Annotated in this window: 21 protein-coding genes and 1 pseudogene; 7 read left to right on the top strand and 15 right to left on the bottom strand. The window is 74.2% G+C overall.

Features of this window, described 5'->3' with window-relative positions; genetic code table 11:
- Positions 1 to 353: 353 nt before the first annotated feature.
- Together ACFYUZ_RS03590 and ACFYUZ_RS03585 are read right to left on the bottom strand one after the other, a co-directional pair.
- Positions 354 to 1,952, bottom strand: a complete 1,599-nt coding sequence (locus ACFYUZ_RS03590; protein ID WP_389305920.1) for a multicopper oxidase family protein — start codon at positions 1,950 to 1,952, stop codon at positions 354 to 356.
- Positions 1,945 to 2,322, bottom strand: a complete 378-nt coding sequence (locus ACFYUZ_RS03585) for a hypothetical protein (protein ID WP_389305918.1) — start codon at positions 2,320 to 2,322, stop codon at positions 1,945 to 1,947. The genes ACFYUZ_RS03590 and ACFYUZ_RS03585 overlap by 8 nt, the downstream gene beginning before the upstream one ends.
- 106 nt (positions 2,323 to 2,428) lie before the next feature.
- Between ACFYUZ_RS03585 and ACFYUZ_RS03580 the strand changes: the two genes are divergently transcribed.
- Entirely contained in the window at positions 2,429 to 3,319 is an 891-nt protein-coding gene (locus ACFYUZ_RS03580) for a LysR family transcriptional regulator (protein ID WP_389305916.1), read from the top strand.
- A gap of 35 nt (positions 3,320 to 3,354) precedes the next feature.
- On the opposite strand, the gene pepN is transcribed toward ACFYUZ_RS03580, so the two are convergent.
- Genes pepN through ACFYUZ_RS03560 form a run of 4 tightly spaced genes read right to left on the bottom strand, consistent with a single transcriptional unit; the run spans position 3,355 to position 8,098 of the window.
- Positions 3,355 to 5,838 carry an aminopeptidase N gene (gene pepN / locus ACFYUZ_RS03575; RefSeq protein ID WP_389305914.1) on the bottom strand — a complete coding sequence of 828 codons (2,484 nt, stop codon included), beginning with the start codon at positions 5,836 to 5,838 and terminating at the stop codon, positions 3,355 to 3,357.
- A 51-nt stretch (positions 5,839 to 5,889) separates the two neighbouring features.
- Positions 5,890 to 6,876 (bottom strand): asparaginase, encoded by a 987-nt coding sequence (locus ACFYUZ_RS03570; protein ID WP_389305912.1) that lies wholly within the window; start codon positions 6,874 to 6,876, stop codon positions 5,890 to 5,892.
- Positions 6,876 to 7,199, bottom strand: coding sequence for a chorismate mutase (locus tag ACFYUZ_RS03565; protein WP_389305910.1), 324 nt, complete (start codon positions 7,197 to 7,199; stop codon positions 6,876 to 6,878). The genes ACFYUZ_RS03570 and ACFYUZ_RS03565 overlap by 1 nt, the downstream gene beginning before the upstream one ends.
- 11 nt (positions 7,200 to 7,210) lie before the next feature.
- A complete protein-coding gene (locus ACFYUZ_RS03560; RefSeq protein WP_389305908.1) occupies positions 7,211 to 8,098 on the bottom strand; it encodes a helix-turn-helix domain-containing protein in 888 nt (295 codons plus the stop codon).
- 85 nt (positions 8,099 to 8,183) lie between these two features.
- On the opposite strand from ACFYUZ_RS03560, the gene ACFYUZ_RS03555 reads away from it, so the two are divergent.
- Positions 8,184 to 9,938, top strand: a complete 1,755-nt coding sequence (locus tag ACFYUZ_RS03555) for a beta-galactosidase family protein (RefSeq protein WP_389305906.1) — start codon at positions 8,184 to 8,186, stop codon at positions 9,936 to 9,938.
- Positions 9,939 to 10,020: 82 nt separating this feature from the next.
- On the opposite strand, the gene ACFYUZ_RS03550 is transcribed toward ACFYUZ_RS03555, so the two are convergent.
- A complete protein-coding gene (locus ACFYUZ_RS03550) occupies positions 10,021 to 10,791 on the bottom strand; it encodes a S1 family peptidase (RefSeq protein ID WP_389306267.1) in 771 nt (256 codons plus the stop codon).
- Between the two features lie 191 nt (positions 10,792 to 10,982).
- Between ACFYUZ_RS03550 and ACFYUZ_RS03545 the strand changes: the two genes are divergently transcribed.
- Complete coding sequence (locus tag ACFYUZ_RS03545; protein WP_389305904.1) at positions 10,983 to 11,867, top strand: hypothetical protein; 885 nt, start codon at positions 10,983 to 10,985, stop codon at positions 11,865 to 11,867.
- A 67-nt stretch (positions 11,868 to 11,934) separates the two neighbouring features.
- Positions 11,935 to 13,404, top strand: a complete 1,470-nt coding sequence (locus tag ACFYUZ_RS03540; protein ID WP_389305903.1) for an ankyrin repeat domain-containing protein — start codon at positions 11,935 to 11,937, stop codon at positions 13,402 to 13,404.
- Between the two features lie 11 nt (positions 13,405 to 13,415).
- Here the strand turns inward: ACFYUZ_RS03540 and ACFYUZ_RS03535 are convergent, their stop codons facing one another.
- Complete coding sequence (locus ACFYUZ_RS03535) at positions 13,416 to 13,841, bottom strand: ribonuclease (RefSeq protein ID WP_389305902.1); 426 nt, start codon at positions 13,839 to 13,841, stop codon at positions 13,416 to 13,418.
- Positions 13,842 to 14,049: 208 nt separating this feature from the next.
- Positions 14,050 to 15,441 carry an MFS transporter gene (locus ACFYUZ_RS03530; RefSeq protein ID WP_389305901.1) on the bottom strand — a complete coding sequence of 464 codons (1,392 nt, stop codon included), beginning with the start codon at positions 15,439 to 15,441 and terminating at the stop codon, positions 14,050 to 14,052.
- A gap of 113 nt (positions 15,442 to 15,554) precedes the next feature.
- On the opposite strand from ACFYUZ_RS03530, the gene ACFYUZ_RS03525 reads away from it, so the two are divergent.
- Both ACFYUZ_RS03525 and ACFYUZ_RS03520 read left to right on the top strand, forming a co-directional pair.
- Positions 15,555 to 16,022, top strand: coding sequence for a MarR family winged helix-turn-helix transcriptional regulator (locus tag ACFYUZ_RS03525; protein WP_389305899.1), 468 nt, complete (start codon positions 15,555 to 15,557; stop codon positions 16,020 to 16,022).
- Between the two features lie 215 nt (positions 16,023 to 16,237).
- Positions 16,238 to 17,137, top strand: coding sequence for a tyrosine-protein phosphatase (locus ACFYUZ_RS03520; protein WP_389305898.1), 900 nt, complete (start codon positions 16,238 to 16,240; stop codon positions 17,135 to 17,137).
- Here the strand turns inward: ACFYUZ_RS03520 and ACFYUZ_RS03515 are convergent.
- The 6 genes and pseudogenes from ACFYUZ_RS03515 to ACFYUZ_RS03490 form a co-directional block, all read right to left on the bottom strand.
- A complete protein-coding gene (locus ACFYUZ_RS03515) occupies positions 17,062 to 18,828 on the bottom strand; it encodes a DEAD/DEAH box helicase (protein WP_389305896.1) in 1,767 nt (588 codons plus the stop codon). The genes ACFYUZ_RS03520 and ACFYUZ_RS03515 overlap by 76 nt on opposite strands.
- A 189-nt stretch (positions 18,829 to 19,017) precedes the next feature.
- Positions 19,018 to 19,680 carry a TetR/AcrR family transcriptional regulator gene (locus ACFYUZ_RS03510; RefSeq protein WP_389305895.1) on the bottom strand — a complete coding sequence of 221 codons (663 nt, stop codon included), beginning with the start codon at positions 19,678 to 19,680 and terminating at the stop codon, positions 19,018 to 19,020.
- 46 nt (positions 19,681 to 19,726) lie between these two features.
- Positions 19,727 to 20,245 (bottom strand): annotated as a pseudogene (locus tag ACFYUZ_RS03505) (pyridoxamine 5'-phosphate oxidase family protein); the annotation flags it as partial.
- Between the two features lie 93 nt (positions 20,246 to 20,338).
- Positions 20,339 to 21,031, bottom strand: a complete 693-nt coding sequence (locus ACFYUZ_RS03500; protein WP_389305893.1) for a VOC family protein — start codon at positions 21,029 to 21,031, stop codon at positions 20,339 to 20,341.
- A gap of 100 nt (positions 21,032 to 21,131) precedes the next feature.
- Entirely contained in the window at positions 21,132 to 21,851 is a 720-nt protein-coding gene (locus tag ACFYUZ_RS03495; RefSeq protein ID WP_389305892.1) for a vWA domain-containing protein, read from the bottom strand.
- Entirely contained in the window at positions 21,842 to 22,426 is a 585-nt protein-coding gene (locus ACFYUZ_RS03490) for a helix-turn-helix transcriptional regulator (RefSeq protein WP_389305891.1), read from the bottom strand. Before ACFYUZ_RS03490 ends, ACFYUZ_RS03495 begins: the two co-directional genes overlap by 10 nt.
- Positions 22,427 to 22,515: 89 nt before the next feature.
- On the opposite strand from ACFYUZ_RS03490, the gene ACFYUZ_RS03485 reads away from it, so the two are divergent.
- Positions 22,516 to 23,646: an LLM class flavin-dependent oxidoreductase gene (locus ACFYUZ_RS03485; RefSeq protein WP_389305890.1), complete on the top strand. Its 1,131-nt coding sequence runs from the start codon at positions 22,516 to 22,518 to the stop codon at positions 23,644 to 23,646.
- Positions 23,647 to 23,706 lie beyond the last annotated feature (60 nt).

Here is a 23,706-nt window from a genome sequence, read left to right as displayed (position 1 = left end):
CTTGCCGGACGGCACCCTTCCGCCTTCCGTGTGGGGCCCGCACACGCCGGGGCGGTGCCCCTTCCACCACCCGCCGTGTGGGCAGGCGTCCCGCTGGGCGAGGGGGTCCCCCCTGCTCGAGCGAAGCCGAGAGCTTGGGGGAGGGTGGGCACACGGGACGGCGCCCTTCAGCGGCGTCTCCGCCTTACGTGCCTGGACCCGCGCCCCGTGTGTGCCGTACCTGCCGGTGCGGGTTCAGGCGCGGAAGCCTCTGGCGCCGGCAAGGGCGCCGTTCCGTTGTGCCCACCCGTTCCGCCCCTTGCGGAACGCCTGCCCACAACGGGGGGGCAGGCGGGGCACCGCACCGGGGAGGTTCAGGTCACCTCCAGGTTTGCCATCATGCCCATGTCCTCGTGTTCCGCGTTGTGGCAGTGGAAGAGGTAGCGGCCCCTGTAGCCCTCCCAGCGCGTGATGATCTCCGCCGATTCGCCCGGCCGCAGGGACACCGTGTCCTTCAGACCCGCGTCGTGCGCGAGAGGTGCCCCGCCGCCTCGGGAGAGGATGCGGAAGCCCGTCAGGTGGAGGTGGACGGGGTGGTGGACGTCCGCGACCAGGCGCCAGATCTCCACGTCGCCCAGGCGGACCGTCACGTCCGAGCGGGCCGGGTCGAAGGGGAGGCCTCCGATCAGCCAGCCGTGGCCGCCGTCCTCGCCCATGCGGCCCGCGCGGAAGGAGAAGTCGCGCGTCCGGACCGCCTCCGAGCGCCGCCAGGTCGGGAGGTCGGTCGAGAGGACGGCCGGAACCCTGCTGTCGTCGGTGGCCCCGCGCGCGACCCTGAAGGCCATCACCTCCTTCGTGCGCCCGGAGCCCAGCCGGTTGACGAGCTTGACCAGCGTGCCGACCGGGAAGCGCGAGAAGTCGACGACCACGTCGTAGCGTTCGGCCGGGGCGACGGGCAGGGCGGAGTGCCGCACCGGCGCCGCGAGCAGGCCCTGGTCGGCGCCGATCTGGACGAACTCGACCGTGCGCCCGTCGCCCTCGCCGACGAACGCCAGCTCGTAGTGCCGGGCGTTCGACGCGTTCAGGAGGCGCAGCCGGTAGCGGGCCGCGTCGACCTCGTGGACGGGCCAGGGGGCGCCGTTGACGAGGATCACGTCGCCGAGCACCCCGGCGACGTAGGGTTCCCGGACGCCCGGGCGGCCGCGCAGGGCGGGGTCGAGGGACGGGTAGTCGAGGCTGCCGTCGGCGGCGAACGCGCGGTCCGCGATCATCAGCGGCAGTTCGCGCGGCCCTGCCGGCAGGCCGAGGGCCTCCTCGGCGTCGTCGCGCACGATGTGCAGTCCGGCGAGGCCCCGCCAGATCGCCGGGGCGGTGAAGTCCATCCGGTGGTCGTGGTACCACAGCAGCGTCGGCCGCTGGTCCAGGGGGAAGGTGTAGTCCCGGGTCAGTTCGGTCGTCACCGCCCGGGGGTCGTGCATGCCGCCGCCCGCGTGTCCCCCGCCGTGGCCGCCGCCGTGGCCGCTCCAGCCCTCCGGCAGCACCAGGTCCGTCGGGTAGCCGTCCGACACCGCCGGCGTGCGCCCGCCGTGCAGGTGCACGACCGTCGGCACCGGCAGTTCGTTCCGGTGGGAGACCGTGACCGGGCGGCCCCGGCGCGACTCGATCGTGGGGCCGGGAAAGGTGCCCCCGTACGTCCACAGCCGTGTCCGCACGCCGGGCAGGATCTCCGCCGTCACCTCGCGCTGGGTGATCTCGTAGCGGTCGGTGCCGCCCGAGGTGGCGACCGGCCTCAGGACGGCCGGGAGCGGCAGCGGCACCCGGAACGCGGGCGGCAGCGGCACCGCGCTGCGGAGTTCGGCGCCGGTGGCGGCCGGACGGCGGGACAGTCCGGCGGCGGCCGTCAGCCCGCCCGCCGCCATCAGTCCGAGCGCCCCGCCGACGGCCAGGACCCGGCGCCTCGTGAGCTCAGGCATCGACGGCCTCCCGGCGGTCCAGCGGCCGCAGCCAGACCGCGGTGAACAGCACGACGACGGCGGCGACGGTGAACACGCCCAGGGGGATGTGCAGCCACAGCGCCCCGGCCGTTCCGGCGAAGTACTGCGCCGTCTCGGCGACCGCGAGCGCCAGCGTGACGAAGAACGGCCAGGATCGGCGCAGCCGTGCCCGGACCACGATCGCGACGACGAGCTGTACGAGGCAGAGGGAGGTGACGACGTCGGCGCCCACCCCGTGCATGCCCAGTCCGTCGAAGTCGCCGCTCAGATAGACGCCGGCGAACACCGGCTGTCCGAAGACCGCCACCACGTGCGCCGTGACGACGGCTCGCCACACGCTCCTCAGCATGCCGCGCCCTCCCCCTCGTTGTCGGTGCGGGAACGCTCACGACGCTATGACCCGGCCGATACCCTGTCCAAGATCAATATCGTTATCGGGCTATGTCCCCGGGGGCATGATGGATCTCCACGCGCTCAGGCAGTTCGTCGTCGTGGCCCACCTGGAGCACCTCAGCCGCGCGGCCGAGGAACTCCACGTGGCCCAGCCGTCGTTGAGCCGTACCGTCGCCCGGCTGGAGAACGAGCTGGGCACGCCGTTGTTCGACCGGGTCGGCCGGCTCCGGCTGAACGACGCCGGGAAGGCGTTCCTCCGGCACGTCGAGCGCTCCCTCGGGGAGCTCGACGCGGGGCGCCGGGCCGTCGCCGCGATCACGGGCGGGGAGCTCGGCACCGTACGGCTGGCCTCGGAGACCTTCCTCACCCTGACCGGGCCGCTCGGGGCCTTCAAGCGGGCCCATCCCGGCGTCGAGGTCGAACTCCACCAGATGGCCGCCGAGGAGATGGCCCGCGGCCTGCGCGGTCAGGAGGTGGACCTCTGTGTCGCCTCGCAGCCCTTCGCGCCCGAGGGCCTGGAGGCGGTCCGGCTGCTCGACGAGGCGGTGTGGGTGGTCGCGCCGCTCGACCACCCCCTGGCGGGCCGCGCCTCGGTGACCGTCGGCGAACTCGCCGACGAGCCCTTCGTCACCACCCGCACGGGCCACTGGCAGCGCAGGCTCCTCGACCGGCTCTTCGCGGGGAACGGCCTGGCGCCCCCGAGGATCGTCTGCGAGGGCGACGAGCCCAGCGCGACCGCGATCCTGGTCGCCGCGGGGCTCGGCATCGGCCTGATCCCGGACATGGCCCGGCGCAGCGCCACCCGGGCCCCCGTCGCCTGGATCGCCGTCGACGGCCCCGACTGCCGGCGCACCCTCACCCTGCTCCGGTACGCCGACGGCCACCCGACGGGCGCCGCGCGCCTGATGCACGCGGCGCTGACCGCCTGGGACTGGACGGGGGGACCGGTCTAGGGCCTGTCCAGGGCCTGTCCAGGGCCGGTGAGGGCCTAGCCGCGCACGCGCAGTGCTCGGCGGAGGTCGTCCAGCTGGTCCACCAGCTTGCGGTGGAGGGCCGGGATCATGGTGTCGGCCGTCAGGTGGGACTCGCCCAGGGCCAGGGCCTCCTCGTCGATCGCGTACGAGGGGAAGGCGTAGCGCCCGGCGGCCTCGGCCATCGCGGGGCCCCGGCGGTCGCCGAGCGCGACGGCCGCCTCGTAGAAGCGCGGCACGTACTCCCGTACGAGCTCGGCCTGTTCGGGCTGCCAGAAGCCCTGGGCGGTGGCGGTGAAGAGGTAGTTGGAGAGGTCGTCGGAGTCGAAGAGGGACGACCAGGCCGCGGCCTTCGTCTCGGGGGTGGGCAGGGCGGCCCGGCAGCGGGCCGCGCCCTCCTGGCCGGTGGCGCTGGGGTCCCGCTCCAGTTCGGCGGCGATCACGGTCTCGTCGGTGGCGCCGAGGACGGCGAGGCGGGCGAGGATCCGCCAGCGCAGCTCGGGGTCGAGCTCCGGGCCGCCGTGGACGGTGCCCTCGTCGAGCCAGGAGGCGATCTTGTCGGGGGTGGTGGCGCTGTCGATGCAGGCGCGGACGGCGGTGAGGCGCAGTCCGGGCGCCTCGCCGTCCTCGGTGCGGCGCAGCAGGGCGCGGGCGATCTCGCTGATGGTGGCGAGGGCGGCGGGGCGCTCCTCCTCGGTGACGTACCGGTCGGCGATCTGGGTGCGGGCGAAGCCGAGGATGCCCTGGACGAGGGCGAGTTCGCTCTCCTCGGGGAGGTGCGCGAGGGCGGTCTCCAGGTAGGCGGCGGGCTCCAGTTCGCCGTCGCGGACCATGTCGCGCAGGGCGTTCCAGATCACGGCGCGGGTCAGCGGGTCGGGGACGCGGGAGAGGCCGCGCAGGACGGTCTCCTCGGAGACCTCGTCGAAGCGGAGCTTGGCGTAGCCGAGGTCGCCGTCGTTCAGGACGACGAGGGCGGGGCGCGGGCCGGTCAGCTCGGCGGGCGCCTCCTGCGGGACGTCGAGCTCGCGGCGCTCGCGCAGGACGAGTTCGCCGTCGGGCTGCCGGTCGTAGATCCCGGCCTGGATGCGGTGCGGGCGGCTGCCGTCGCGGTCGACGTGGAGGCGCCAGTGGGTGCCCTCGCCCTCGAGGCGGGGGGTGAGGGTGTCGACGCCGGTGGTGCGCAGCCACTGCTCGGCCCAGGCGTGGACGTCGCGGTCGGTGGCGGCGGCGAGGTTGTCGATGAAGTCGGCGAGGGTGGCGTTGCCGAACTTGTGGCGCTTGAAGTGGATGTTGATGCCGGCGAGGAAGTCCTTCTCGCCGAGCCAGGCGACGAGCTGGCGGAGCGCGGAGGCGCCCTTGGCGTAGGAGATGCCGTCGAAGTTGAGGAGCGCGGAGGCGGTGTCGGGGACGGCTTCCGGGTCGGGGGCGACGGGGTGGGTGGAGGGGCGCTGGTCCGCCTCGTACCCCCAGGCCTTGCGGGTGACGCCGAAGTCGATCCAGGTGTCGGGGAAGAGGTCGGAGCAGGCCTCGTTGACCGTCTGGAAGCCCATGTACTCGGCGAAGGACTCGTTCAGCCAGATGTCGTCCCACCAGCGGAGGGTGACGAGGTCGCCGAACCACATGTGGGCCATCTCGTGGGCGATGACCATGGCGCGGGTCTGGCGCTCGGTGACGGTGACGGCGGAGCGGAAGACGAACTCGTCGCGGAAGGTGACGAGGCCGGGGTTCTCCATGGCGCCGGCGTTGAACTCGGGGACGAAGGCCTGGTCGTACGAGTCGAAGGGGTAGGGCTCGTCGAACTTCTCGTGGTAGCGGTCGTAGCAGGCCTTGGTGACGGCGAGGATCTCGTCGGCGTCGGCGTCGAGGTGGGCGGCGAGGGAGCGGCGGCAGTGGATGCCGAAGGGCAGGCCGGCGTGCTCGGTGCGGATGCTGTGCCAGGGGCCGGCGGCGACGCAGACGAAGTAGGTGGAGAGCAGCGGGGTGGGGGCCGCCTGCCAGCGGCCGTCGGGCTGCTGCTCGGTGATGCCGTTGGAGAGGACGGTCCAGCCCTCGGGGGCGGTGACGCCCAGTTCGAAGACGGCCTTGAGGTCGGGCTGGTCGAAGGCGGCGAAGACGCGCTGGACGTCCTCCATGAACAGCTGGGTGTAGACGTACGCCTCGCCGTCGGTGGGGTCCGTGAAGCGGTGCATGCCCTCGCCGGTGCGGGAGTACCGCATGGTGGTGCCGATGCTCAGGGTGTGCTCGCCCTCGGTGAGGCTGAGCGGGAGCCGGTTGCCGTCGAGGGTGGTGACGTCGAGGGGCTCGCCGTCGAGCTCGGCGGAGTGGAGGGTCTCGGGCTTGAGCTCGACGAAGGTGTCCCCCGCGGCGCGGGCCGTGAAGCGGATGAGGCTCTGCGACCGGAAGGTCTCGTCGCCGGTGGTGAGGTCGAGGTCCACCCGGTAGTGGTGGACGTCGAGGAGCTGGGCACGGGTCTGCGCTTCGTCGCGCGTCAGTACGGACATGGGCCCTATGCTGCCCGATCGCTCCGTTCCCGGGCAGGGGGTGTGGGCACCTCAGGCCAGGCCGGAGCCGTTCAGGTGGGCGAAGGCGGCGGTGATGCGGGGCCGGTCGTAGCCGCTGGGGCCCGCGGCGCCGCTGGAGATCAGGGTGTGGAGCAGGATCCGGGCCTTGGCGGGGTCGAGGGGGCCGGCGGGGATCAGTCCGTGGTGGAGCAGGTCGTGCTCGGAGCCGGGGCTGCGGTAGGTGTCGGTGAGGGTCGCGCCGCCGCCGGTGCGGGAGGCGAGGACGACCGGGATGCGGCGGGCGAGTTCCGCGAGGGGTTCGACGAGCGGGGCGGGGGCGTGGCCGCCGCCGAAGGCGGCGACGACGAGGCCCTGGAAGCGGTCGTCGACGGCGTCGAGGAGTTCGCCGCGGTCGCCGAGGGAGAGGGTCACGAGGGCGACCCGTACGGAGGGGTCGAGCTTGAGCGGGCAGAGCGCGGCGGGGACGGCGGGGCGGAGCAGGATCCGGGGGCGTCCCTCGACGACGGTGCCGAGGGGGCCCGCGCCGGGTGAGGCGAAGGTGGCGATGGAGGTGGTGTGGGTCTTGCGGGCGAGGCGGGCGGCGTGGATCTCGTCGGCGAGGACGACGAGGACGCCGAGGTTCCGGCAGGCGGGGTCGGCGGCGACGGCGAGCGCGGCGGCGAGGTTGGCGGGGCCGTCGGCGCCGGGCAGGTCGGGGCGGCGCATGGCGCCGGTGACGGCGACCGGCTGCTCGGTGGTGCAGAGCAGGTCGAGGAGGAAGGCGGTCTCCTCCAGGGTGTCGGTGCCCTGGACGACGACCACGCCGGAGCCGCCGGCGACGGCTTCCCGGACCTCGTCGGCGAGGGCGGCGAGGTCCTCGAAGGAGAGGGTGGAGCTGGGGACGCGGCGGAAGTCGCGCAGGACGACGTCCTCGGGGGCACCGAGGCCCGCGAGGACCTCCTGGCCGGTCATGCGGGCGGCGTCACCGCCTCGGGCGGAGATGGTGCCTCCGAGGGTGAAGACCGTGACGCGGCCCATCAGCGTGCTCCGTCCGCAATCGTCTCGTGGTGCCGGATGACCTCGGCGATGATGAAGTTGAGGAGCTTCTCCGCGAAGGCCGGGTCCAGTTTCGCGCTCTCGGCGAGTTCGCGCAGCCGGGCGATCTGGCGGGCCTCGCGGGCGGGGTCGGCGGGCGGGAGCTGGTGCTCGGCCTTGAGGACGCCGACCTGCTGGGTGCACTTGAAGCGCTCGGCGAGCATGTGCACGACCGCGGCGTCGATGTTGTCGATGCTTTCGCGCAGCCGGGTCAGCTCGGCGATGACCTTCGGGTCGATGGCACTGGTGTCGCTGGTGTCGCTCATGATCTGCGAGCTTAGACGGATCTCGGGGGGATCGTGGGCGGGTGTTCGGGATCCGGAACGCTGTTGCTCCAGCCGCCGTGCACGGACCGTCCCTGCTGCTCGCGGAACCGGATGGGCGCGGTGCCGACGCGGCGGGTGAAGAGCCGGGAGAAGTAGGCGGGGTCGTCGTAGCCGACGCGGCGGGCGACGGCGGCGACGGGCAGCTCGGTGGCGGCGAGGAGTTCCTTGGCGCGGCCGAGGCGGACGGTGAGCAGGTAGTCCTTGGGGCTGCAGCCGGCGGCGCGGCGGACGGCGGTGCGCAGCTCGGCGGCGGTCATGCCGTGGCGGGCGGCGTGCTCGGCGACGGAGAGCGGCTGGAAGGCGTCGCGGGCGAGGGCGGCGAGGACGGGGTCGCCGTCGGCGTTGGTGTCGGCGCGGGCCCGGCGCAGCGCGACGAGCAGTTCGTGGACGGCGGCGCCGGTCTCGACCTCCAGGAGGGGGTTGCCGGGGCGGGCGGCGCGGGCGATCCGGCCGATGGCGGCGCGGGCGGGCGCGGCGTCGGAGAGGGGGACGACGGGCCGGTCGGGCTCGATGTAGCCGAGTTCGGTGTAGGTGGCGGTGGCGGGTCCGGTGAAGTCGACGAAGGCCTCGTCCCAGCCGGTGCCGGGGTCGGCGCCGTAGTGGTGGGGGGTGCCGGGGGTGAGCCAGAGGAGGGCGGGGGCGGTGACGGTGGTGCGGCGTCCGTCGGGGCCCCGGTACCAGCCGCCGCCGGCGGAGACGACGACGGCGACGTGGTGGTCGAGGGTGCGCGGGCCGACGGTGGGCAGGGCGCCGTGCTGGAGTCCGACGCCGAGGCAGACGAGGCCGAGGCGGTGGTGGACGGGGCCGGGCGTGAAGTAGCGCATCCAGGTGTGGTACATCGCCGGCCCTGCCCTCCCGTAACGTCCAAACTGCGACGATCTTTGTCCATGGACCGTGGCGCCGCCAGGGGGTGAGGGTGAGGCCATGAGCACGTTCGCTGTGGGTGACGAGGACTTTCTGCTCGACGGGCGGCCGGTGCGGCTGCTCTCGGGGGCGCTGCACTACTTCCGGGTGCACGAGGGGCACTGGGAGCACCGGCTCGGGATGCTGCGCGCGATGGGCCTCGACTGTGTCGAGACGTACGTGCCGTGGAACCTGCACGAGCCGGAGCCCGGCCGGTTCGTGGACGCGGACGCGCTCGGGCGGTTCCTGGACGCGGTGGGGCGGGCCGGGATGCGGGCGATCGTGCGCCCGGGTCCGTACATCTGCGCCGAGTGGGAGAACGGCGGGCTTCCGCACTGGCTGACCGGCCCGCTCGGGCGGCGGGTGCGGAGCCTCGACCCGGAGTTCCTGGCGCCGGTGGAGGCCTGGTTCCGGCGGCTGCTCCCGCAGGTGGTGGAGCGGCAGGTGGACCGGGGCGGGCCGGTGGTCCTGGTGCAGGTGGAGAACGAGTACGGGAGTTACGGGAGCGACCGGGGCTATCTGGAGTGGGTGGCGGGGCTGCTGCGGGACTGCGGGGTGAGCGTGCCGCTGTTCACCTCGGACGGGCCCGAGGACCACATGCTGACGGGCGGCTCGGTGCCGGGGGTGCTGGCGACGGCGAACTTCGGCTCGGGGGCGCGGGAGGGCTTCGCGACGCTGCGGCGGCACCAGCCGTCGGGGCCGCTGATGTGCATGGAGTTCTGGTGCGGCTGGTTCGACCACTGGGGCCGGGAGCACGCGGTGCGGGACGCGGCGGACGCGGCGGCGGCGCTGCGGGAGATCCTGGAGTGCGGGGCCTCGGTCAACGTGTACATGGCGCACGGCGGGACGAACTTCGGGGGCTGGGCGGGCGCGAACCGGGACGGTGAGCTGCACGACGGCCCGCTGCGGCCGACGGTGACCTCGTACGACTACGACGCTCCGGTGGACGAGGCGGGGCGGCCGACGGAGAAGTACTGGGCCTTCCGGGAGGTGCTCGCGGAGTACGTGGAGGGGCCGCTGCCGGAGCCGCCGGAGCCGCCGGCCCGGCTCGGCGCGCCGGTGTCCGGCGCGCTGGACGAGTGGGCGTCGCTGGACGGGGTCCTGGAGGTCCTCGGCGGCGAGGAGACGGTGACGCCGGTGCCGCCGACCTTCGAGGAGCTGGGGGTGGACCGGGGGCTGGTCCGCTACCGGGTGGCGGTGCCGGGCCCCCGGCGGCCGTATCCGCTGGGGGTGACGGGACTGCGGGACCGGGCGGTGGCGTACGTGGACGGGGTGCCGGCGGGAGTGCTCGACGCCTCGGCCGGGGAGGACGCCGTGCTGCCCGAGCCGGTGGCGGGCCTCGCGCTCGTGGACCTGTGGGTGGAGTCGCTGGGCCGGGTGAACTACGGGCCGCGCCTCGCGGAGCCGAAGGGGATCACCGGGGGCGTACGGCACGAGCGGCAGTACCTGCACGGAGTACGGGCCCGGGCGCTGCGGCTGGACGCCTTCGGCACGGAGACGGTCGCCGAGGTCCCCTTCGGCCCGCCCGTAAAAGCTCCGGGCCTGTACCGGGGGGTCCTCGCCGTGGCCGAGGCGGGGGACGCCCGGCTGCGGGTGCCGGGCGCGACCCGGGGCTTCGTGTGGGTGAACGGCTTCTGTCTGGGCCGCTACTGGTCGGCGGGTCCGCAGGAGGCGCTGTTCGTGCCGGGGCCGGTGCTGCGGGAGGGCGCGAACGAGGTGTGGGTGCTTGAAGTGGAGGGCGGGGGGCCGTCCTCGGTGGAGCTGGACGTCCTCTGAGTTCTCACGAGGGACGACCGGGCCGAGCACGTGAGGGTGCCCCGGAGCCGAGGCCGCTCCGGGGCACCCGTCCACGGGTCCGCTACAGCGTGGCGGCGGCGGACTTGATGGCGGCGGCGAAGGTCGAGACCTCCGTGTAGACGCCGGGGTAGCCGGCCCGGGCGCAGCCCTCGCCCCAGCTCACGATGCCGACCTGGATCCAGGCACCGGCGTTGTCCTTGCGGAACATGGGGCCGCCGGAGTCGCCCTGGCAGGTGTCGACCCCGCCCTGGCTGTATCCGGCGCAGATCTCCTCGGCCGGGACGAGGTCGCTGCCGTAGGCGGCCTGGCAGGTGGCGTCGGAGACGAACGGGACGTTCGCCTTGAGGAGGTAGCGCTGCTGCGCCCCGCCCTCGCGGGCGGCGCCCCAGCCGGCGACGGTGAAGGTGCCGCTGTTGTACGCGGTGGTCTCGGCGATCTTCAGGTTGGGCAGCGAGGTGATCGGGGTGGCGAGCTTGATCAGCGCCCAGTCCTTGCCCTGGCCGTTGTAGCCGGGGGCCTGGAGGACCTTGGTGGACCTGACCTTGATGGCGCTGCTCGACTGGAGGTCCACGACTCCGGCGGTGGCGGTGATGCTCGTGTTGGTGCCGGAGCCGCTCACGCAGTGGGCGGCGGTGAGGACGACCTGAGGGGTGATCAGGGAGCCGCCGCAGCCCATGGAGAGCCTGACCATCCAGGGGAACTCGCCCTGGGCGGCGCGGGTGCCGCCGACGACGGGGGCCGGGGCCGCGGAGGCGGTGGTGGTGGGCTGGAGGCTGACGGCCGCCAGGACGACGGCGCCGGCGGCTGCCAGCTTCTGGAGGGCACGGATCATGCGGTTCTGCTTCACGTGTCTTCCTTCTCTCGTGGGGGGTCGGCCTCGGCGGAGGAATGACATGAACGCGATGACATGCGCCCGTCAAGGCCTGCCCGGATTATGAACAGCGTCCAACTGGCGCCACAAGAAAGCCTTTTCGGCCAGATCCGGTGGGGGGACCGTACAGTGGACGCGAAGGGGGATCCGGCATGCCGAACCGTCATGGGGCCGACCGTGTCATCCACGGCTTTCCGCACCGCGCCACGATGCGGGCCGCGCTCACCGCGCTCTACCGCCGCCTCTCCCCCGACGGCGTGCGCCGCTACCCGGCCAGCGTGAGCGCCGACGACGTCGCCCTCGACGACGACGAGGACCTCCACCTCGGCGCCCAGCGGGTGGCCCACGCCCTCGTCCGGCACCTGCAGCTGCCCGAGGCGCGCATCGTGGTGAGCTTCCGCCCCATGGAGTACGCGGCGGCCGTCGAGCTCACGGCGGGACCCGAGTACTTCGTGGAGCTCAACGACCGCTTCCGCACCCGCCGCAGGGACATCGGCGCGGCCCTGGCCCACGAGATCACCCACGTCCTGCTGCACCGGCTCGGCCTCGGCTTCCCCGGCACCGCGGAGAACGAGGTCCTCACCGACGTGACCACCGCCTACCTGGGCGCCGGCTGGCTGCTGCTCGACGCGTACCGGCAGGACGGCGTCGAGAGCCAGAAGCTCGGCTACCTCACCCCGGAGGAGTTCGGCTACGTCCTCGGCAAGCGGGCCGAGGTCTTCGGCGAGGACCCCTCGCCCTGGTTCACCAGCCCCGTGGCGTACGAGGCGTGGGTACGGGGCCGGGCGGAGGCCGCGCGGGAGCGGACCGTGCCGCCGCTGGCCGGGGCGGGCTGGGCCGAGCGCCGCCGGTACGCCCTGCAGCGGCGCAGGGGACGGGCCTCCGAGGACGCTCCCTACGCCTTCGACGGCGGGGCCCCCGCGACCGGCGTCTCCTTCTCCTGCCCGGTCTGCCTCCAGCGCCTGCGGGTGCCGGCGGGGCGCGTCCTGCGGGCCCGGTGCGGGGTGTGCGGCTCGGTCCTGGAGTGCGCCTCCTGACGCGTCGACGCGCGTCGACGCACGAATCGATTTGCGCCACGCCCCGACGGCGGGTCAGGGTCGGTGCATGAGCACGCTGTTCGACGCCATCCGGGACGGGGACGAGAACGGGGCCGTGCGGCTCCTGCGGGACGGGGCGGACCCCGAGGGCCGGGAGGACGGGGAGACCGCGCTGTACCGCGCGGCCGTCGGCGACGAGGCCGGCATCGTGCGGCTGCTGCTCGCCGCCGGGGCCGACCCCGCCCGGGGCAGCGGCGAGGACGACGGGGACCTGCCGCTGTGCGGGGCGGCCTGTGGCGGCCACACCGAGGTCGTGCGGGCGCTGCTCGCGGCGGGCGCGGCGGCCGACCAGGAGGAGGCGTACGGCTTCACCGCGCTCGCCTGGGCCCTCCGCCTCGGCCACGCCGACACCGCCCGGCTCCTCCTGGAGCACGGCGCCGACCCGGACCGGCCCGGCCCCGACGGGGTCCTCCCGCTCGTCGCCGCCGCACGGCGCGGCTCCACCGGCTGCGTGCGGGCGCTCCTCGACCACGGGGCGCGGGCCCGGGAGGCCGCCCTGCGGGAGGCCCGGCGGTGGATCGGCGCCGACATCGCGGCCGAGCTGCGGCGCGGGCTCGTCGCCGGGAACGAGGGCGGGCAGACGTACGAGGCGGCCGTCCGGCGGATCCGGGAGGACGGCGGGATCACGGTCGTCGTCGAGCTGCTGCGGGAGGACGGGGCGCCCGGCCGCGGCGACGACCGGGGGACCGGTCACGCGGCGATCGCCACGCTCCTGGAGGCGGCGCTCGGGCTGCGCACCCCGCACGAGGAGCTCGCGGCGCGGGCGCTGCGCCGCGGCGACCCGGAGCTCGACGACTGGACGACGGCGGTGGCCGAGCTGGCGGGGCGGGCCGACGAGGAGACGTTCGTGGCGGCGGCCGGGTGGTGCGCCTACCGCGATCCGCTGCGCCGGGCGCTGGGCGCGCGGGTGCTCGGCGCGCTGCCGGGCTTCGGCCCGGGCGCCGTCCCGGTCCTGCGGCGCCTGGCGGCGGAGGCGGCGCCCCCGGCACGGGAGCCGCTGCTCTCGGCGGTCCTCGCCCTCGGGGAGTGCGCGGACGCGGCCGCCGTGCCCGAACTGCTCGCGGCGGCCGGGCACCCCGACGCGGTGGTGCGCCGGGCCGTCGCGGCGGCCCTCGCCGGGATCGTGCCGGCCGGTCACGTCGAGGCGCTCGGGGTGCTGCTCACGCTGAGCCGGGACGGCGACCCCCGGGTGCGGGACTGGGCGACGCTGGCGCTCGCCGAGCTGCCCGACGACACCCCGCTCGTGCGGGAGGGGCTCGCGGAGCGGCTCGGCGACTCCGATCCGGAGACCGCGGCGGAGGCGGCGCGGGGGCTCGCGATCCGTCAGGATCCGCGCGCCGTCGACGCGCTGGCGTCGATCCTCGCGGACGGGGAGGCGGACGGAGCGCCGCGCGAGACGGCGCTCGCCGCCCTGGAACACGTCCGCGACCCGCGGGTCAGGACCCGCCTGGAGTGGACGACCCCGCGCCGGGCCTGACCGACGGCCCGTCAGCAGGCGTGGTCGACGAGGTCGAACGTGGCGTAGTGGTCGGAGGTGTAGTAGTCCTCGTCCACCGTGCTGCCGGTCACGATCCGGCGGGCCCCGCGGGTGGAGACGCCCGGGGTCTTCACCGTGTACTCGTGGTAGTAGCCGTAGGCGTGCGCCGGCAGGACGCCTTCGCGGTTCTGGAAGACGGCGCCGTCCTGGCTGTACGGGAAGGGGCCGCCCGCGTCGATCAGCCGCAGGGTGTCGTGGGCCTGGCTGGGCAGGTCCGAGTAGCAGATGTCCCCGACGGACGCGGCGGCCGTGACCGAGGACGCGACGGCGACGGGGGCCGGGGCCGGCGCGGCGCCGGCCGGGGCGCCGAGGAGGAGGACGGACAGGAGGGCGGTGGCGACACCGCCGGCGAGGGTGGTTCGAGGGGGGATTCGCATGGCTGGATGATGACGCGCGTAGAGCGGCCGCCGGAACCCCGACTCCCTTCAATTCCCCGGATGTTAACCGCGCCCGCCCGAACGTGCGGATCCCGTGGACGCCGCCGTCGGCGCGACCGCCGGACGGCGCGTGCCGGGACCCGGACGGGTCCCGGCACGCGCCGTGGGTGAGGGGGCGTCACCGCCGGGCGGCCCCGCCCCCCGTGGGTCACCGCGCCCCGGTGACCGCCGCACGGGGGAGCCGCAGGCTCAGCAGGGCCGTGCCCGCGTAGGCCGCGAGGACCCAGGGCATCGCGGCGGCGAGGGAGAGGTCCGCGAAGTACGCGGTGCCGATGGCGGCCGCGCCGAGGGCGCCGCCGAACTGCTGGGCGGTGGAGAAGACCCCGGAGGCCCCGCCGGCGAGTTCGGCCGGGGCGGCCGAGAGGACGATGCCGACGAGGGGGACGACGAGGAGGCCGAGGCCGGCGCCCGCGAGGGCGAGGCCGGGGGCCAGGGGCCAGGCGCCGGTGTGGACGGGGGCGGCACCCTCCATGGCGTACCAGACCCAGCCGTAGCCCCCCGCCATCAGGAGCGCGCCCGCGACGGGGACGTACCGGCCGAACCTGACCGCGAGCGGTTCGGCGGCCGGGGCCGTGAGAAAGCCGCCCGCCGAGAAGGCGGCCATCAGGACGCCCGCCTGGGTCGGGGTGTAGCCCTGGCCGCCCTGGAGCCAGATCGCGAGGACCAGGAAGAAGCCCTGCATGCCGAAGGCGAAGAGGAGCTGGACGGCCAGGCCGTACGAGAAGGCCGGGACGGCGAGGACGCGCGGGGGCAGCACCGAGCCGCGCGCGGCGACCGCGGCCACCGTGAGGACGCCGACCGCGAGGAGGCCCCAGCCCCAGAGCGGCCAGCCCCAGCCGCGGCCCTGGACGAGCGGCAGGACGACGGCGACGAGTCCGGCGGCGAGGACGAGGCTGCCGAGCGCCGGGGGCCGGGTGGCGGCGCGCTCCCGGGTGGCGGGGACGAGGACGGCGGCGGCGAGGGTGAGGGCGGCGACGGGCACGTTGACCAGGAAGACGCTGCGCCAGCCGAGCCCGAAGAGGTCGGCGTCGGTGAGGACCCCGCCGAGCAGCAGTCCGATGGCGGAGGCGAAGCCGGCCACCGCCCCGTACATCCCGAAGACCTTGCCGCGGTCCTTGCCCCGGAAGAGGCTCTGGAAGGAGCCGAGGACCTGCGGCATGAGCACGGCGGCGGTGACGCCCTGCACGGCGCGGGCCGCGATCAGCTGGCCGGGCCCCTGGGCGACGCCGCAGGCCAGGCTCGCGAGGCCGAAGCCGGCGGTGCCGGCGAGGAAGAGCGCCTTGCGGCCGTACCGGTCGCCGAGCCGTCCGGCGACGACGAGGGTCGCGGCGAAGCCCAGGAGGTAGGCGGAGACGGTCCACTGGAGGGCGCTCTCGGAGGCGCCGAGCCCGCGCCCGAGCGAGGGCAGGGCGACGTTGACGATGGTGACGTCCACGAGGTCCATCAGGGCGGCGACCGTCATGACGGCGGCGGCGGCCCAGCGGCGCGGGTGGACGGTGAACGGGTCGCCGGTGGCGGCGGTCGTGACGGTCGTGGACATCTCCACCCTCCAGTTATTTCGTTCGGCCGAACGAAATAAAAGTGACACGCACTCCCCCACGGTCGCAAGTATTTCGTTCGGACGAACGAAATGAATTTTGCTAGGCTGCCGCCATGAGCGAGCAGGACCAGGAACGGGGCGCGGTCATCGCCGCCCTCACCGCCGCCGGCCGGGACTCCAGCGCCGCCTCCGTCGCCTTCCACTCGGCGATCGCGGCCCAGCAGGACCTCGGCGCCACCGAGACCAAGACGCTCGACCTGCTCGAACGGCACGGACCCCTCACCGCCAAGGAGCTGGCCGAGCACTCGGGCCTGGCCCCCGCCTCCGTCACCGGACTCGTCGACCGCCTGGAGCGCAAGGGCTTCGTGCGCAGGGTGAAGCACCCGACGGACAAGCGCCGGGTACTCGTCGAGCCCCGCCCCGAGAAGCTGGCCGAGCTCGCCCCCCTCTTCGACGACTGGGCGCGCGAGGTGCACGAGCTCTACGAGGAGTTCACGACCGAGGAGCTGGCGACGATCACCCGCTTCCTGACGGGCGCCACCGAACGCCAGCGGGCCGCGACCAAGCGCCTCACGCAGTAGCGGTCCGCGCCCTCGCGGACGCCCTCACGACAGAGCGACGACACACCCCTCCCGTTCGGCCCGTCCGGCTGCTACCTTCCTCGCCAGCACATCACCTAACTAACGTTAGGTGGAGGAGTGGTTCCGCGGGCCCGTCCGCCCACGGCTGTCCCACCGAGTCCGTCTGCCGTACGGCCACCGGCCGTCCGTCCGTCAGTCCGCAAGGGAGCCCAGCCATGCCCCTGTCCCGACGCGCCCTGCTCACCACCACCGGCGCCGCGCTGATCCTCGGCGCCGCGCCGCCCGCGCTCGCCCGCCCCCGCCCCACGGCCGCCACCGCGATCCGGCAGATCCCGCTCCAGGGCGCGGTCAACGTCCGCGACCTCGGCGGGTACGTCACCTACGACGGCGCCCGCGTCCGGCACGGCCTCGCCTACCGAGGCGACCACCTCGCCAGACTCACCGACGCCGACCTCACCACCCTCGCCGGGCTCGGCCTCGGCACCGTGGTCGACCTGCGGATCCCGCTGGAGGTGGGCCACGACGGCGCCGACCGGCTGCCCGCCGGCGCGGTCCCGGTGGCCCGGCCCGTCACCGACCACGGCCTCTTCGGGCAGCTGACGGCCGCGATCGGCTCCCGCGACCCGGTGCGGCAGGAGGAGATGCTCGGCGGCGGCCGGGCCGCCGGCTTCATGCGCGAGGTGTACCGCACCTTCGTCACCGACGCCGCGAACCGGGCCGCCCTCGCGGCCACCCTGCGGGACCTGGCCGATCCCCGCCGGGGGCCGCTGCTCCTGCACTGCACCTCCGGCAAGGACCGCACCGGCTGGACGAGCTGGCTCCTGCTCACCCTGCTCGGGGTGCCCGAGTCCTCCGCCCGCGCGGACTACCTGGCCTCCAACACCTTCCGCGCCGCGTACGACGCACGGGTGCGGGAGGGGCTGAAGCAGGGCGGGCTCATGCAGAACCCGGACCTCATCGTGCCGCTGCAGGAGGTGCGGGCCGAGTACCTGGACACCGCCCTGGACCAGGTCCGCACCTCGTACGGCAGCCTCTTCCGTTACGTGTCGGTCGGCCTCGGCCTGGAGCTGCGCGAGCTCGCGGCGCTCCGCGAGCGGCTGGTGCCCGGCGCCTGACGCCCGCCCCGGCCCGCGCCGGCCGCCGCACCGCGCCCGGCGCCCGCCCCGGCACCGGAGCCCGCGCCCCGGCCCGCGCCCGAGCCGCGCCCCGCACCGGCCGCGGCTCGCCCGGAGCCGCCCGCCGCGCCGGAACCCCGGCCCGTCGGCGTCCCGGAGGCGGAGCCCCGGCCCGTGGTGCCCGAACCGGACGCCCGTCCGGTGGACGGGCCGGAAGCGCGGCCCGAGCCCGTCGCGCCCGTCCCCGTACCACCGGTCGAACCGCCGGAGGCCGGACGGCGACGGCGGCGGCCGCCGCCCGTGCCGCCGCCGGAGGCCGCCGCCTTGCGCGGCGGGGTCGGCTGCGGGACCTCGATGACGACGGGGACGCCCGAGGGCTCCCGGGCTCCGGTGAGCTCGGCGAGCTCCTCGTCGCTGGACTTGACCTGCGCCGTGCGGGGGCTGATCCCCGCGTTCGACATCAGCCGGCCCATGTCCCGCTTCTGCTCGGGCAGGACCAGCGTGAAGACGCTGCCGGACTCGCCGGCGCGGGCGGTGCGGCCGCCCCGGTGCAGGTAGTCCTTGTGGTCCATCGGCGGGTCGACGTTCACGACCATGTCGAGGTCGTCCACGTGGATGCCGCGGGCCGCCACGTTCGTCGCCACCAGCGTGGTGACCTGGCCGGTCTTGAACTGGTCCAGGGTCCGGTTGCGCTGCGGCTGCGAGCGGCCGCCGTGCAGCCCGGAGGCCCGGACGCCGTTGGCCAGGAGCCGCTTGACCAGCCGGTCCACGGACCGCTTGGTGTCCATGAAGAGGATCGTCCGGCCGTCGCGGGCCGCGATCCGCAGCGTGACGGCCTTCTTGTCGGTCTCGTCCTGCACGTAGAGCAGGTGGTGCTCCATCGTGGTCACCGCGCCGGCCGAGGGGTCGACGGAGTGCACGACCGGGTCGTCGAGGAACATCTTGACGAGCTTGTCGATGTTCCGGTCGAGGGTCGCGGAGAACAGCAGCCGCTGCCCGCCCGGCTCGACCTGCTTCAGCAGCTTCGTGACCTGCGGCAGGAAGCCCATGTCGGCCATCTGGTCGGCCTCGTCGAGGACGGTGACGGCGACCTGGTCCAGGCGGCAGTCGCCCCGCTCGATGAGGTCGTGGAGCCGGCCGGGCGTGGCGATGAGGACCTCGGCGCCGCGCCGGAGGGACGAGGACTGCCGGGAGATCGACATGCCGCCGACCACCGTGGTGATCCGCAGCCGCAGCGCGGAGGCGTACGGCGTGAGGGCGTCGGTCACCTGCTGGGCGAGCTCACGGGTCGGCACCAGGACCAGCGCGAGGGGCGCGGTCGGCTCGGCGCGGCGGCCGGCGGTGCGGGCGAGGAGCGCGAGCCCGAAGGCGAGGGTCTTGCCGGAGCCGGTGCGCCCCCGGCCGAGGACGTCGCGCCCGGCGATCGAGTTCGGCAGGGTCGCGGCCTGGATCGGGAAGGGCTCGGTGACGCCCTGCTCGGTGAGCGTCCGCAGCAGCGCGGCCGGCATGTCCAGGTCCTCGAAGGAGGCCACGGGCGGCAGCGCGGGCGTCACCGTCTCCGGCGGAGTGAACTCCTGCGGCGGCGGGGGCGCGGCGGGACGACGGCCGCCGCGGGGGCCCTTCGGCTGGGACGTGGACTTCGCCTGGGCGGTGCGGGGGCCGCGCTTGTGGGAGCGTTCGGAGCGGGTCATTCGTGCCTTCCTGGCCGGTGCGCGGCGCAGCCGGGGCCCGCACCTGCGAGGTGCGGGCCCCGGCTGTACCGCCCGGAACACGAGATACGGGCCCCGGCTGTCTCTCCCGGAGCACGCGACACGGCTCCGGCTGTCTCTCCCGGGACTCGCGATACAGGTCCCGGATGTCTACCGGAACAATAGTGCGCCTCAGGACCTTCCCGTCCCGGCCCCCCGCTCCCCGGACGTCTCGGGGCCGCGCACGGCGATTCCGTCCAGGACCATGGACAGGTACTGGCGGGCGATCTCCTCCGGGCTGTGCTGTCCGCCCGGCCGGTACCAGGACGCCGCGACCCAGACGGTGTCGCGCACGAAGCGGTAGGTCAGGCGGACGTCGAGGTCGTCGCGGAAGACCCCTTCCGCGACGCCGCGCTCCAGGGTTCCCAGCCAGGCCTTCTCGAATCTGCGCTGCGAGTCGACGAGGTAGCCGAAGCGGGGCTGGTCGACGAGGTGCAGGGACTCCTTCTGGTAGATGGCGACGGCGGCGCGGTGCCGGTCGATCTCCCGGAAGGACTCGGTGACGAGGGCCTCGATGGTCTCGCGGGGACCGAGCCCGGCGCCGAGGACGGCGTCGTACCCCTCCCACAGCTCGTCCAGGAAGGAGGAGAGGATCTCGTCGAGCATCGACTCCTTGGAGTCGAAGTGGTAGTAGAGGCTGCCCGCGAGCATCCCGGCGGCGTCCGCGATCTTGCGGACGGTGGTGGCGTTGTACCCCTGGGCGGCGAACACCTCGGCCGCCGTGTCGAGGAGTTCACGGCGCCGCTCGGGCCCCCCGCTCACCTGGGTCTTCTTCTTGCTTGCAGTGTTCGGCACGTGCCCATTCTGGTACCCCGCGCACCGGCCCACCCAGGGGTCGGGCGTCCTGCCGCGGCGGGCTGTCGTCGTTGCCGCGCCGGAGCGTCCGCGCCGGGCGTCCCGGGGCCCAGCTGCGGAAGCAGATCTCCTCGCCGTCCACCCAGGTCCGTACGACCTCGGTCGGCTCCACCCGGAAGAGGTGGAAGGGCTGCGGCGCGCCCGCCTCCGCCGCGTACCGGTCCAGGGTCTCCCGGTCGGTGACCTCGACCGCGCGGCCGGAGATCCGGACGTCCCCGCCGCCCATGCCGGTGCCGGAGCCCAGGTTGGCGAGCAGCGCGAAGCGGGGGTCCCGGCGCAGGTCGAGCGCCTTGCGGGAGTTCGGCATCATGCCGAGCCAGAGCTCCCCGTCGCGGAAGTCGGCCTCGATGCCGCTGAGGCGCGGCGAGCCGTCCTTCCGGACGGTGGCGAGGGCGTGGTGGGTGTACCGCCCGAAGCGCTCCCGCACGGTCGCGGCGAGCTCGGGCTCGGCGGCCTCGAAGGCCGGCCAGGTGGTTCCGGTGTCTTCCACGGGTGTGTCTTCCATGACTCCAGGAGACACCGGATACCCGACAGCCACTGTCCGGATTGCTCCGGACCCACCCGTGGGTTCAGGCTTGCTCCGGACCCACCCGTGGGTTCAGGCGGTCGCCGCGCGCTCCGCCTTGCTGCGCTCCACGCAGAACTCGTTGCCCTCCGGGTCCTTCAGGGTCGCCCAGCCGGTGCCGTCCGGGTTCCGGTGGTCCTCGAAGAGCGTGGCGCCGAGGCCGAGCAGCCGCTCGACCTCCTCGTCGCGGGTGCGGTCCTGCGGCTGGAGGTCGAGGTGGACGCGGTTCTTCACCGTCTTCCCCTCGGGGACCTGGATGAAGAGGAGGCCCGCGCCGGCCGACTCGACGAGCGCCTCCGGGTCACCGGGCCTGTCGTCGTCGGAGACCCGGGAGTCGAGGGCCTTCGCCCAGAAGGTCGCCAGGGCGTAGGCGTCGGCACAGTCGATGGTCATGTGTCGCACGAGAGAGGTCATGGGCGCCATGTTGGCCCGCGCACACGACCGGGAGCCACCCGATTTCCCCGCTCTCGGGTCCCGGCTCTCGGCTCTCGGCTCTCGGTCCGTGGTGGCGGGTCGCCTTCCCTCGGTCGCCGCCACGAGCGCGGCGAGCGAGGAGCGGGTGCCCTGGAGGTCCTGGATCTTCTCGTCGACGGCGTCGAGCCGTGCGACGAGCAGCGGGCCGAGGCAGGGCTCGATCTCCGCCTCGCTGCCGCAGACGCAGTCGAGGACCTCGGCGATGCCCCGGGTCGGCAGTCCGGCGCCGAGGAGGGCCCGGACGCGGCGCACGACTCCCCGGTACGTCCTCGGCGGCCCACCTCGTGGAGAACCTGGGCGCGCTCGACGTCACCTCACCGAGGAGCAGTTCGCCCGCATCGGCGCGGCGGCCTCATGACCGGACGACGCCCTGGGCCCGGGCGGCGGCGAGCCAGGCCGGGAACTCGGAGACGAGCCGGTCGTACAGCTCGGCGTCCGGGACCCGGTTCGGATCCTGGCCGGCGTGGAAGAAGCCGGCGTTGTCGAGGGGCCGCTTCGCCGGCACGGCCAGCTCGTCGAGCCTGCGCAGGAACTCGAACTGCCGGCTGCCGGGGTCGCCGAAGCCGATGAACTGCCAGAAGATCGGCAGCCGGGCCGCCTTGCAGACGTACCTCTCGGCGGCGAGCTTGTTGATCGGCCCTCCGTCGGTCTGGAAGACGACGAGCGCGGGCGCGGTGGAGCCGCTGTCCAGGTAGTGGTCGATGACGGCGTCCATGGCGAGGTGGTAGCTCGTCTTCCCCATGTGGCCGAGGCCGGCGACGATCCGGTCGATCCGGCCGGCGTGGTCGTCGAGCCGGATCTCGGTCTCCGCGTCGATGTCGGTGGAGAAGAAGACCACCGGCACCCGTCCGTCGTCGTCGAGGTGCGCGGAGAGCCCGAGGACCCGGTCGGCGAGGGCCTGCACGGTGCCGTTCGCGTAGTACGGCTTCATGGAGCCCGAGTAGTCGATGACGAGGTAGACGGCGATCCGCTGTCCGCCGATCCCGTGCCGCGCCAGTGACGCCCCGGCCTCCTTGTAGAGACTCACCAGCGCGGGCGCGGTCTCCTCGACCTTCCGCAGGCTCAGTGCCATGGCCGTTCCCCCTCCGACTCCTCGATGTCCGCGAGCATGGCGTCGGCCAGGTCGCGCTCGGCCGCGTAGTACCGCTCGGCCCACGCGAGGGTCAGCCGCGGGTACGCCCACGCCTCGTCCGCCGCCGCGTCCGCCACGTCCGCCTCGGCGCGCCGCCGCATGCGCTCGGCGTACTCCCGGTGCGCGGCCAGGATCTCCCGCATCCGCTCGGGTTCGAGGAGGTGGCCGAGCCAGAGCCGCAGCATCGGCCCGTGCTTCAGGACGGGCGGGTCGAGGGGGGCGGCGCGGGCCCAGGCGCGGACGGCGGCGAGGCCCTCGTCGGTGATCCGGTAGACGCGTTTGTCGCGTGCGCCGGCCTCGGGGGCGACGAGCCGCGAGGTGGCGTAGCCGCTGTTCTCCAGGCGCTTGAGCTCGCTGTAGACCTGGCTGAAGGACGGGCTCCAGTAGAAGAGGCCGAGGGACCGGTCGGCCCACTTCTTGACGTCGTAGCCGGACAACTCCCTTTCGTGGGACAGCAGTCCGAGCACGGCCCAGCTGGTCGCGGGAAGCTCTGGCACGCTCTCTCGGTCCACCACGGACGGCAGTCTACGACCCTTCCCTCCCCTCCCTATGCCTGCTAGAAGTATTTCGATCAGGCATAAGCCTTCCCCGGGAGGAGCGGCCCGTGAAGTTCTCCATGATCTTCGAAGCACAGCTCGTCGACCCGACCCCCGACCGCGAACGCCAGGTCCTCCACGACTGCGTCGAACAGGCCGTCCTCGCCGAGGAGATGGGCTTCGACCGGATCTGGGCGGTCGAGCACCACTCCCTCGTCCAGTACGCCCACATGACCGCGTCCGAGATCTTCCTGGCCTGGGTCGCCGCCCGCACCCGGACCATCCGCGTCGGCCACGGCGTGGTCACCATGCCCTTCGGCTACCAGCACCCGGTCCGGGTCGCCGAACGGGCCGCGATGCTCGACGTGCTCTCCGGCGGCCGGGTCGACGTCGGCGCCGGCCGGGGCGCGACCCGCCAGGAGACCCGGATGTTCGGGGTGCGCCCGGAGGACACCCGCCCGCAGACCGAGGAGGCCCTGCGGATCTTCGCCGCGGCCTGGCGGGAGCCGGAGTTCGAGTGGCACGGCACCCTCGACATCGGCCCCGGCGCGGTCCTGCCCCGTCCCGTGCAGACACCGCATCCGCCGCTCTTCATGGCCTGCTCCCGGCACGACTCCCTGCGGCAGGCCGCCGAACTCGGCATCGGCGCCCTGGTGATGGGCTTCGCGGGCGCCGACGACGTCCGCGCGATGCGCGCGGTGTACGACGAGGCCATCGCCGCCAGGGACGGTTCGCGGTTCGTCTCCACGGAGGTCAACGACCACTTCTCCGCCCTCTGCCCGACGGTCGTCCTCGACGACGCCGCCCGCGCCCTCCGGCTCGGCACCCGGGGCCAGCGCTTCTTCGCCGAGTCGATCGCGCACTGGTACGGGGGCGCGCCCGCCCCGACGGGCCACGCGGAGGACGAGGACCACACGGCGGCGCTCGACGAGCAGCGGCAGAAGCTGGTCGCCCGGCTGCACGAGGCGGACGTCCCCGCCCGCCCGGTCGACACGGGCACGTACAACACCGACCACGCCTACGGGGACGCGGCCACGGCGATCGCCTACGTCGAACGGCTCCGCCGGATCGGCGTGGACGAGGTGATGTGCCTGATCCAGATGGGCACGGTCCCGCAGGAGGTCTGCCTGGAGACGATCCGGCAGTGGGGGGAGCACGTGATCCCGCACTTCCGCGGAGCACGGACCGCGGAACGTTGAGAACGCGCCGCAGCGCCCCCAGGTCGTCCGGTCGGGGACATCGAGGGGGCGCTGCGCTCA

The organism is Streptomyces sp. NPDC004266, from assembly GCF_042874095.1.
GTDB lineage: Bacteria > Actinomycetota > Actinomycetes > Streptomycetales > Streptomycetaceae > Streptomyces.
This window is presented reverse-complemented; position numbering and strand designations above follow the sequence as displayed.